Origin of the sequence: Pseudomonas sp. FP1154 (assembly GCF_030687245.1) — a bacterium.
Lineage (GTDB): Bacteria > Pseudomonadota > Gammaproteobacteria > Pseudomonadales > Pseudomonadaceae > Aquipseudomonas > Aquipseudomonas rhizophila.
In genome coordinates this window covers 987,915-999,213 of sequence record NZ_CP117465.1, presented here as the reverse complement: position 1 = coordinate 999,213, position 11,299 = coordinate 987,915, and the positions used below count along the sequence as shown (strand labels likewise).

At 54.5% G+C, this 11,299-nt stretch carries 5 protein-coding genes, 2 tRNA genes and 3 rRNA genes; all 10 read right to left on the bottom strand.

The window, feature by feature from the left end; all coding sequences use genetic code 11:
* Positions 1-176: 176 nt before the first annotated feature.
* The 10 genes from PSH91_RS04440 to msrP all read right to left on the bottom strand — a co-directional run bounded on the left by PSH91_RS04440 (position 177) and on the right by msrP (position 11,246).
* A complete protein-coding gene (locus tag PSH91_RS04440; protein WP_047229443.1) occupies positions 177-2,480 on the bottom strand; it encodes a PqiB family protein in 2,304 nt (767 codons plus the stop codon).
* Entirely contained in the window at positions 2,473-3,096 is a 624-nt protein-coding gene (locus tag PSH91_RS04435; protein ID WP_047229371.1) for a paraquat-inducible protein A, read from the bottom strand. Before PSH91_RS04435 ends, PSH91_RS04440 begins: the two co-directional genes overlap by 8 nt.
* Complete coding sequence (locus PSH91_RS04430; protein ID WP_047229370.1) at positions 3,083-3,742, bottom strand: paraquat-inducible protein A; 660 nt, start codon at positions 3,740-3,742, stop codon at positions 3,083-3,085. Before PSH91_RS04430 ends, PSH91_RS04435 begins: the two co-directional genes overlap by 14 nt.
* Before the next feature lie 149 nt (positions 3,743-3,891).
* Positions 3,892-4,007: ribosomal RNA gene (gene rrf, locus PSH91_RS04425) — 5S ribosomal RNA — on the bottom strand.
* Between the two features lie 150 nt (positions 4,008-4,157).
* Positions 4,158-7,045 (bottom strand): 23S ribosomal RNA (locus PSH91_RS04420).
* Between the two features lie 247 nt (positions 7,046-7,292).
* Positions 7,293-7,367: transfer RNA gene (locus tag PSH91_RS04415), tRNA-Ala, on the bottom strand.
* Positions 7,368-7,394: 27 nt separating this feature from the next.
* Positions 7,395-7,471 (bottom strand) — tRNA-Ile (locus tag PSH91_RS04410).
* 65 nt (positions 7,472-7,536) lie between these two features.
* Positions 7,537-9,072: ribosomal RNA gene (locus PSH91_RS04405) — 16S ribosomal RNA — on the bottom strand.
* The 16S, 23S and 5S rRNA genes sit together here with 2 tRNA genes alongside, the layout of an rRNA operon.
* 540 nt (positions 9,073-9,612) lie before the next feature.
* Entirely contained in the window at positions 9,613-10,233 is a 621-nt protein-coding gene (gene msrQ, locus PSH91_RS04400; RefSeq protein WP_047229828.1) for a protein-methionine-sulfoxide reductase heme-binding subunit MsrQ, read from the bottom strand.
* The gene (gene msrP / locus PSH91_RS04395) at positions 10,233-11,246 is read right to left on the bottom strand and encodes a protein-methionine-sulfoxide reductase catalytic subunit MsrP (protein WP_107322936.1); all 1,014 of its coding nucleotides are present in this window, start codon (positions 11,244-11,246) and stop codon (positions 10,233-10,235) included. The genes msrQ and msrP overlap by 1 nt, the downstream gene beginning before the upstream one ends.
* Between the last annotated feature and the right edge of the window lie 53 nt (positions 11,247-11,299).

Sequence of the window (11,299 nt, the reverse complement as noted above, 5' to 3'; positions counted from 1 at the left end):
GTAAATAGCCGGACACAAAAAAGGCCGCGATCCAATGGATCGCGGCCTTTTTCATTGGGCTTTTTAGGATTGTCGCGAGCAGGCTCGCTCCCACAGGTTTAGCGTCGCAATCAGATGACACTTCGTGGGAGCGAGCCTGCTCGCGATGGCGTCAGAACAGACTGATTGCCCCCTGATCACTTACCCAGCTTGATCTTCGGCGCCCAGGTCAGCCACTCCTCTTCAAACTGATCGAACAAGGGGAAGGTCTGCTCCGGTCGCGCCGGGTTGCCCATCCGCTCGCCATCCGGGGTGGCAAAAGCGATGCCGCCCTGGATCAGCGTCTCCAGCGACTCAGTCCGCACTGTCGCGCCTTTGAACAACCCGAAGTCCATGCCGAAGCCACTGGTATTCCAGAATCGCGTGCCGCTGCGCACCAATGGCGCGTACTTGGGCTCGATCAGGATATGGACCAGCACACGGTCCGCCGTCTGGCCCAATTCATAGCCGGTGACCTTGCCCACGGTAATCTCGCGATACGTCACCGGCACGCCGGTCTTCAACGAACCACGGCGAGCGGCGCTCAACACCAGGCTCAGACCGGCTTCAGGGACGGCGTTTTGCGGTGGGCTGGCGAGGGCCACGAAGTTTTTCTGCGGCCCCAGGTTTTTCACCGGTGGCTGTACTTCGATGTACTGCCCGGTCACCAGCGTCTCCAGGTTCGAGGTCTTCATCAGCCCCAGTTCGGGCTTGACCACCCAGAACTGGGAGCCGACCCGAGCAATACGCTCCGGCACTTCGGTGATACGTGCGGTGAGCAGGATAGATTGCATGTCGGCGCTGAGGTCCACGTCCTCGATCTTGCCCACATCCAGCCCTTTGAAACGAATCGGCGTGCCGCTGCGCAAACCGTCGGCGCGATCGACCTTGATCGTCACCATTGTGCCTTTCTGTTGCGCGGCTTCGCGGTCTGCATGCAGGCGGAACCGTGGGATGCGCCTTTTCAACGGCACATTGGGTTCCGGCGTCTCGAAAGAAATGCCGCCGGCCATCAGGCTTTGCAAGGATTCGCTCTTGACCTGGATCCCCCCCGTCAAACCACCCGTGAGCGTAATCCCGCTGGCATTCCAGAACCGGGTCGATCCGTTGACCAGACCTTCGTATTCCTTCTCGATGTGCACACCAATGATCAACTGCTTTTTCTTGCGGGAGAACTGGTAGCTCTGCACCGATCCAACCTTGACCTGTTTGTAGAGAATCGGACTGCCGACCTCCAGCGAACCTAGGTTTTCAGTGAGCAGGACCAGGTGCAGCCCGGGCGAACGCAAGTCCAGAGGTGGCGCCTTCGGCCTGGCTTCAAACTCGCGCTGCGGCGCGCCTCCCTTGTCGCCGGGACGTATGGCGATGTAGTTACCTTTGACCAATGCCTCAAGGCCCGTAATCCCCGCCAGCGAGATCGACGGCTTGACCACCCAGAACTGGGTGCCGGTCACCAGGTAATCTTCGGCCAGTGGGTCTAGGGTCAATTCAGCGGTAGCGCTGGACAGATCCGGATCGACCTTGAGGTTCTTCAGGCTGCCGACCTGAATGCCTTTGTACATCACCGGAGTACGACCGGACTGTAACCCTTCGAAGTCGCTGAGCTTGACCTTCACGCGGATGCCGGCAGCGGCAGCGTCGAAGTCTTCATAAAGACGAAACGGCAGGCTCGGGTCTGTGGGCGGACTGTCTTTGCGACTCTCCGGCGTGGCGAACGCGATACCACCGGCCACGATGCTCGCCAGGGATTCGCTGCGCACTTTGACGCCCGACAGATTGGCATCGATGCTGATGCCGCTGGCATTCCAGAAACGCGTATGTTTACGCACCAGGCCGGCATAAGTCGGTTCGATATAGATTTTGATTTCGACCGTGCTCTGATCCTCCGATAGCAGGTAGCTTTTCACCTGCCCGACCTGAATCTGTTTATAGAACACCGGGCTGCCACGGTTCAGCGAGCCCAGGCGCTCGGCCTTGAGGGTCAGGTGCAAACCAGGCTTGGCGTCCGAGAGCGGCGGCTCTTCGGCCAGGGCCTTGAATTTACGGATCGGCTCCCCTTCCCCCGGGCTGATAGCCACGTAGTTACCGGAAACCAGGGTTTCCAGGCCGGTGATGCCGGCCAGGGTCACGCTCGGCTTGACCAACCAGAAGCGTGTCCCGGTCTTGAGGTATTGCTCGACGTCCTTGTTCATCTCAATGGTCGCGACCACGCCTTTCGAGCTGCCTTCGTCATCGAGCTTGAGGGACTTCACTTTGCCAACCGGCATACCCTTGTAGACGACTTCAGTCTTGTTGACCTGAATACCCTCGCCGCTTTCAAAGCGCACGTTGATCTCGATGCCGGTTTCGTTATAGGCCCGCCAGCCGAGCCAGCCGCCGATAATCAAGGCAATCAGCGGCAAGACCCAAATTGCGGACCAGTTCGAAGCCGGTCGGGTTTTAGCGGTAGGCAAATCAGTCATGGTCGTCATCCGACTCCGTGTTATCCCAAATCAGTCGGGGATCGAAGGTTACTGCGGCAATCATTGTCAAAATCACTACGCTGGCAAAAGCAATTGCACCAAGACCGGCTTCGACACTGGCGAGTCGACCGAAATTCACTACCGCCACCAATATGGCGATCACAAAAATATCCAGCATCGACCAGCGCCCAATGAACTCGATAAAACGGTACATAAGGATGCGTTGCCGCGCAGACATGGGCTGGTGCCGTTGCACGGAAAACAGCAGCAAGGCGATGCCTACCAACTTGAAAGTCGGAACGACGATACTGGCGATGAACACCACGGCGGCAATCGGAATCATCCCGTGCTGAACCAGCTCGATGACCCCGGCCATGATGGTGCTCGGAGCCCCTTGCCCCAACGAGTTGATGGTCATGATCGGTAGCATGTTGGCCGGAATGTAGAGAATCGCGGCAGTGACCAATAACGCCCAGGTCCGCATCAAGCTGTTTGGGCGACGAGGATGAACCAGGGCGCCGCAGCGGGTACAGGTTTGTGTATCGACGTCAGCTTCCTGCCGGTTTAGCTCGTGGCATTCTGTGCAGATCAAAATACCCGCATCAATCGCCCGCATGAGCGTCCTCTCCTGATAACGCTTGCCAGATCTGATGCGGCGACATCACCACCTCCAGCCAGACCTGGACGAGCAACAAACTGATAAAACACGCCAGACCAAGCCCCACGGTAATGGCCGCCATGTCTGCCAACTTGACGATGGCCACCAGCACACCCATGAGGTAAACCTCCAGCATGCCCCAGTCGCGTAAATGGTGATAAATGCGATAGAGCAATAAGCCGTAGCTACGGCCGATATTCCAGCGAATGGTCAGTAGCACGGCCAATTGGCAAAGCAGTTTAAGCAGCGGAATACCCATGCTGCACAGGAAAACCACCACCGATACACCCTGCATGCCGGTATTGAACAGGCCGACCACACCACTCCAAACGGTGTCCTGGGAGGATTGGCCGAGCAAATTGAGCTGCATGATGGGTAAAAAGTTCGCAGGCACATACAACAGCAGAGCGGCAATGACCAATGCAAGGCTGCGTTCGACCACATTGTGTCGGTGAGCGTAGAGCTCATACCCACAGCGAGGGCATTCGGCTTTTTCGCCATGGGCCAGCTGGGGCTTGCGCATCAACAGGTCGCACTCATGGCACGCCACCAAGTCATCCAACGGCAGATCTGACAACCGAGGGGCGTCAAACGGATCGGGCATAAAGAGCTCTGGCTCAACTAAGGTGGAGGCTATTCTAGTTCGCTGGCTTGAAAATAACTGTGCAAATTTATTCCGAGCCTCGGCGCAATTTTATTGCGGGCAAAACAAAACCCCTACCTGCGTCAGCAGATAGGGGTTTCGGAATTTAATCTTGACGATGACCTACTCTCACATGGGGAAACCCCACACTACCATCGGCGATGCATCGTTTCACTACTGAGTTCGGGATGGGATCAGGTGGTTCCAATGCTCTATGGTCGTCAAGAAATTCGGTAGCCAGCGCGTGCCTTGCGGTCACGTTCCAGCGAATGGGTATGCGATAGATTTGTGTGTTGTGCGAACTTTCGGTTCATAGCGTCTTCACACACCGCAATCTGGTGCCCTGTATCGGGTCAGCAAATTGCTTGGGTGTTATATGGTCAAGCCTCACGGGCAATTAGTATGGGTTAGCTCAACGCCTCACAGCGCTTACACACCCCACCTATCAACGTCGTAGTCTTCGACGGCCCTTCAGGGGACTCAAGGTCCCAGTGAGATCTCATCTTGAGGCAAGTTTCCCGCTTAGATGCTTTCAGCGGTTATCTTTTCCGAACATAGCTACCCGGCAATGCCACTGGCGTGACAACCGGAACACCAGAGGTTCGTCCACTCCGGTCCTCTCGTACTAGGAGCAGCCCCTCTCAAATCTCAAACGTCCACGGCAGATAGGGACCGAACTGTCTCACGACGTTCTAAACCCAGCTCGCGTACCACTTTAAATGGCGAACAGCCATACCCTTGGGACCGGCTTCAGCCCCAGGATGTGATGAGCCGACATCGAGGTGCCAAACACCGCCGTCGATATGAACTCTTGGGCGGTATCAGCCTGTTATCCCCGGAGTACCTTTTATCCGTTGAGCGATGGCCCTTCCATACAGAACCACCGGATCACTAAGACCTACTTTCGTACCTGCTCGACGTGTCTGTCTCGCAGTCAAGCGCGCTTTTGCCTTTATACTCTACGACCGATTTCCGACCGGTCTGAGCGCACCTTCGTACTCCTCCGTTACTCTTTAGGAGGAGACCGCCCCAGTCAAACTACCCACCATACACTGTCCTCGATCCGGATAACGGACCTGAGTTAGAACCTCAAAGTTGCCAGGGTGGTATTTCAAGGATGGCTCCACGCGAACTGGCGTCCACGCTTCAAAGCCTCCCACCTATCCTACACAAGCAAATTCAAAGTCCAGTGCAAAGCTATAGTAAAGGTTCACGGGGTCTTTCCGTCTAGCCGCGGATACACTGCATCTTCACAGCGATTTCAATTTCACTGAGTCTCGGGTGGAGACAGCGCCGCCATCGTTACGCCATTCGTGCAGGTCGGAACTTACCCGACAAGGAATTTCGCTACCTTAGGACCGTTATAGTTACGGCCGCCGTTTACCGGGGCTTCGATCAAGAGCTTCGCGTTAGCTAACCCCATCAATTAACCTTCCGGCACCGGGCAGGCGTCACACCCTATACGTCCACTTTCGTGTTTGCAGAGTGCTGTGTTTTTAATAAACAGTCGCAGCGGCCTGGTATCTTCGACCGGCGTGGGCTTACGCAGCAAGTGCTTCACCCTCACCGGCGCACCTTCTCCCGAAGTTACGGTGCCATTTTGCCTAGTTCCTTCACCCGAGTTCTCTCAAGCGCCTTGGTATTCTCTACCCAACCACCTGTGTCGGTTTGGGGTACGGTTCCTGGTTACCTGAAGCTTAGAAGCTTTTCTTGGAAGCATGGCATCAACCACTTCGTCACCCAAAGGGTAACTCGTCATCAGCTCTCGGCCTTAAGATCCCGGATTTACCTAAGATCTCAGCCTACCACCTTAAACTTGGACAACCAACGCCAAGCTGGCCTAGCCTTCTCCGTCCCTCCATCGCAATAACCAGAAGTACAGGAATATTAACCTGTTTTCCATCGACTACGCTTTTCAGCCTCGCCTTAGGGACCGACTAACCCTGCGTCGATTAACGTTGCGCAGGAAACCTTGGTCTTTCGGCGTGGGTGTTTTTCACACCCATTGTCGTTACTCATGTCAGCATTCGCACTTCTGATACCTCCAGCAAGCTTCTCAACTCACCTTCACAGGCTTACAGAACGCTCCTCTACCGCATCACCTAAGTGATACCCGTAGCTTCGGTGTATGGTTTGAGCCCCGTTACATCTTCCGCGCAGGCCGACTCGACTAGTGAGCTATTACGCTTTCTTTAAAGGGTGGCTGCTTCTAAGCCAACCTCCTAGCTGTCTAAGCCTTCCCACATCGTTTCCCACTTAACCATAACTTTGGGACCTTAGCTGACGGTCTGGGTTGTTTCCCTTTTCACGACGGACGTTAGCACCCGCCGTGTGTCTCCCATGCTCGGCACTTGTAGGTATTCGGAGTTTGCATCGGTTTGGTAAGTCGGGATGACCCCCTAGCCGAAACAGTGCTCTACCCCCTACAGTGATACATGAGGCGCTACCTAAATAGCTTTCGAGGAGAACCAGCTATCTCCGAGCTTGATTAGCCTTTCACTCCGATCCACAGGTCATCCGCTAACTTTTCAACGGTAGTCGGTTCGGTCCTCCAGTTAGTGTTACCCAACCTTCAACCTGCCCATGGATAGATCGCCCGGTTTCGGGTCTATTCCCAGCGACTAGACGCCCTATTAAGACTCGCTTTCGCTACGCCTCCCCTATTCGGTTAAGCTCGCCACTGAAAATAAGTCGCTGACCCATTATACAAAAGGTACGCAGTCACCCAACAAAGTGGGCTCCCACTGCTTGTACGCATACGGTTTCAGGATCTATTTCACCCCTCTCCGGGGTTCTTTTCGCCTTTCCCTCACGGTACTAGTTCACTATCGGTCAGTCAGTAGTATTTAGCCTTGGAGGATGGTCCCCCCATATTCAGACAAAGTTTCTCGTGCTCCGTCCTACTCGATTTCATGACTAAGAGATTTTCGCGTACAGGGCTATCACCCACTATGGCCGCACTTTCCAGAGCGTTCCGCTAATCTCAAAGCCACTTAAGGGCTAGTCCCCGTTCGCTCGCCACTACTAAGGGAATCTCGGTTGATTTCTTTTCCTCAGGGTACTTAGATGTTTCAGTTCCCCTGGTTCGCCTCTTGCACCTATGTATTCAGTACAAGATAACCATCTTATGATGGCTGGGTTCCCCCATTCAGACATCTCCGGATCAAAGTCTGTTTGCCGACTCCCCGAAGCTTTTCGCAGGCTACCACGTCTTTCATCGCCTGACTGCCAAGGCATCCACCGTATGCGCTTCTTCACTTGACCATATAACCCCAAGCAATCTGGTTATACTGTGAAGACGACATTCGCCGAAAATTCGCATGCTCTAAGAGCAACTCACAAATTTTACCTTAGCCTGATCCGTTACCAGTGAAAGTAACGTCCAGTCTATCTTTCTATCACATACCCAAATTTTTAAAGAACGATCTAATCAAAAGACTAGAAATCAACATTCACACCGTCTTGGTGGAATGCTCATTTCTAAGCTTTAAACGTTGGTGCCAATCTGTAATGGTGGAGCCAAGCGGGATCGAACCGCTGACCTCCTGCGTGCAAGGCAGCGCTCTCCCAGCTGAGCTATGGCCCCGTATTTCTACAGGGAACACCATGAAATTGGTGGGTCTGGGCAGATTCGAACTGCCGACCTCACCCTTATCAGGGGTGCGCTCTAACCAACTGAGCTACAGACCCAATCGTCTTCTTCAATGAATCAAGCAATTCGTGTGGGAGCTCATGAAGCAGCTGCGGTCGTCGATTAAGGAGGTGATCCAGCCGCAGGTTCCCCTACGGCTACCTTGTTACGACTTCACCCCAGTCATGAATCACACCGTGGTAACCGTCCCCCCGAAGGTTAGACTAGCTACTTCTGGTGCAACCCACTCCCATGGTGTGACGGGCGGTGTGTACAAGGCCCGGGAACGTATTCACCGCGACATTCTGATTCGCGATTACTAGCGATTCCGACTTCACGCAGTCGAGTTGCAGACTGCGATCCGGACTACGATCGGTTTTGTGGGATTAGCTCCACCTCGCGGCTTGGCAACCCTCTGTACCGACCATTGTAGCACGTGTGTAGCCCAGGCCGTAAGGGCCATGATGACTTGACGTCATCCCCACCTTCCTCCGGTTTGTCACCGGCAGTCTCCTTAGAGTGCCCACCATACGTGCTGGTAACTAAGGACAAGGGTTGCGCTCGTTACGGGACTTAACCCAACATCTCACGACACGAGCTGACGACAGCCATGCAGCACCTGTCTCAATGTTCCCGAAGGCACCAATCCATCTCTGGAAAGTTCATTGGATGTCAAGGCCTGGTAAGGTTCTTCGCGTTGCTTCGAATTAAACCACATGCTCCACCGCTTGTGCGGGCCCCCGTCAATTCATTTGAGTTTTAACCTTGCGGCCGTACTCCCCAGGCGGTCAACTTAATGCGTTAGCTGCGCCACTAAGAGCTCAAGGCTCCCAACGGCTAGTTGACATCGTTTACGGCGTGGACTACCAGGGTATCTAATCCTGTTTGCTCCCCACGCTTTCGCACCTCAGTGTCAGTATCAGTCCAGGTGGTCGCCTTCGCCACTGGTGTTCCTTCCTATATCTACGCATTTCACCGCTACACAGGAAATTCCACCACCCTCTACCATACTCTAGCTCGACAGTTTTGAATGCAGTTCCCAGGTTGAGCCCGGGGATTTCACATCCAACTTAACGAACCACCTACGCGCGCTTTACGCCCAGTAATTCCGATTAACGCTTGCACCCTCTGTATTACCGCGGCTGCTGGCACAGAGTTAGCCGGTGCTTATTCTGTCGGTAACGTCAAAACACTAACGTATTAGGTTAATGCCCTTCCTCCCAACTTAAAGTGCTTTACAATCCGAAGACCTTCTTCACACACGCGGCATGGCTGGATCAGGCTTTCGCCCATTGTCCAATATTCCCCACTGCTGCCTCCCGTAGGAGTCTGGACCGTGTCTCAGTTCCAGTGTGACTGATCATCCTCTCAGACCAGTTACGGATCGTCGCCTTGGTGAGCCATTACCTCACCAACTAGCTAATCCGACCTAGGCTCATCTGATAGCGCAAGGCCCGAAGGTCCCCTGCTTTCTCCCGTAGGACGTATGCGGTATTAGCGTCCGTTTCCGAGCGTTATCCCCCACTACCAGGCAGATTCCTAGGCTTTACTCACCCGTCCGCCGCTCTCAAGAGGTGCAAGCACCTCTCTACCGCTCGACTTGCATGTGTTAGGCCTGCCGCCAGCGTTCAATCTGAGCCATGATCAAACTCTTCAGTTCAAACATCTTTGGGTTTTGAGAAAACCCTAAACTTGGCTCAGCAATCGTTGGTTACATCTTTGATTTCTCGCGGAGTAACTTGTGATGCTGATAATCTGTTGACTAGCAGTCTGACTCCACAAGCACCCACACGAATTGCTTGATTCAGTTGTTAAAGAGCGGTGGGTTGAGCCTTTCGTCTCAACCGAGGCGCGCATTCTACAGCGCCCGGTGTATCTGTCAAGCGGTTATTTAAGAAGTTTTCAAAATTTCCTCTGCAACTTCAACCACTTGCGCTTCCGATCTCTCGTTAGCGGGAGGCGAATTCTACAGCGTTACTCGCTGCTGTCAACACCTCTTTTTGACGCTTTCGATCGAGAAGATCGAACCGTTAACGGAGCCAGGAAAACCGCCCCACTAACCGCTTCCCAAGCTTCGATGACCTGAAGCCCTGCGCTGCCTAAAATCGTTTAACTCATTGAAACTCAAGGAGTTTTTCGTTTCGACTGCGCCGGAAGTGGGGCGAATTATAGACGTCCAGAATTTGCCGTCAAGCGTTAATTACGCTTTTGTTGCAGAAGGTGCTTTGCGTCCAATTAAACGCGGTATCCGGCGCGTAACCACAGGAATTCGAAGCATCAAAAGCACAGCACCTATAAAGGCGTAAATCGACCACTCCTTAAGATCGGCCCGCACAATCCACAACATATGCAGCAATCCAAGGCCCAAGATCGGATAAACCAGGCGATGCAGTTTTTTCCAGCGCGCGCCCAGTCGCCGCTGACTGTAGCGATTGGAAGTAATCGCCAGCGCCAAGAGCCCCAGAAACCCGAGCGCTCCGACGATAATATAAGGTCGCTTGCTCAGCTCGACGCCCAGTTGCGACCAATCGAACCCCAGGATGAACGCCGTATACCCACTCAAATGCAGCACCACATAAGCAAAACACCACAATCCCAGCTGACGCCTGACCGCGATCCACCCTGCCCACCCCGTGAGTTTCTGCAACGGCGTCATGCTCAAGGTGATCAACAACAAAATAAGCGTGCCCAACCCGAGCCGATCCACCAGCACCTTGCCTGGGTCAGGCCCCAACTTATTCATCAACGCTTCGTAGAGCCAGAGCAACGGCCAAACCGCCGCCGCGACAAAGACGCCGATTCGCCAGACTGGAAAACGCATCAGTAGTCCTTCCTCAAGTCCATCCCTGCATATAAAGAAGCGACTTCATCCTGATAGCCGTTGAACATCAACGTATCGCGCACGTTAGGACTGAACAGCCCGCTCGGCAGACGGCGCTCCCGTGCCTGGGTCCAACGCGGGTGATCGACCGTCGGATTGACGTTGGCGTAAAAGCCGTACTCGTCGGACGCAATGCTCTGCCAGGTGGTCTTGGGCTGCTCGCTGACCAGACTGATGCGCACAATGGACTTCACACTTTTGAACCCGTACTTCCAGGGCACCACCAAGCGCAACGGTGCACCGTTCTGATTCGGCAACTCTCGCCCATACATCCCAACCGCCATGATTGCCAGCGGATTCATCGCTTCATCCAGTCGCAAGCCCTCGACATAAGGCCAGTCGATCAAAGCAAACCCTGAGCGCTGCCCTGGCATAGTCTTGGGATCCTGCAGGGTTTCGAAACGAATGTACTTGGCCTTGGAGGTCGGCTCGACCTGCTTGAGCAACGCCGAAATGGGAAAGCCAATCCATGGGATAACCATGGACCAGGCCTCCACGCACCGCAGGCGATAGATTCGCTCCTCCAACTGGTAAGGCTTCATGAAGTCTTCCAAGGCATAGCGCCCCGGCCTGCCCACCTCTCCATCCACCACCACACTCCAGGGCTCGGTTTTCAAGGATCCGGCATTGGCCGCCGGATCACCTTTGCCGGTTCCGAACTCATAGAAATTGTTGTAATGGGTGGCGTCTTTAAAAGGAGTGATGGACTCATCCTTGACCGTAACCGCGCCCCATTGGGTGGACGGCAGCTTCTCGGCAAACCAGGACGGCGCCTTGCCGGGCTCGACATCCGCATAACGCGCAACATCGGCAGCACTGGCCCAACGCGGAAGACCGCTGACGGCAAGCCCCGCCATGGCGGCCCCAAGCATTTGGCGACGGGATAAATAGAGGGATTCTGGCGTGACGTCCGACTCAAGGCAGTCGGACGACTTGGGGATCTTGATCAGCATGACAACTCCGCAGCATTGGAGGGCAGATGCACCAATAGACTGCGGAGTATGAG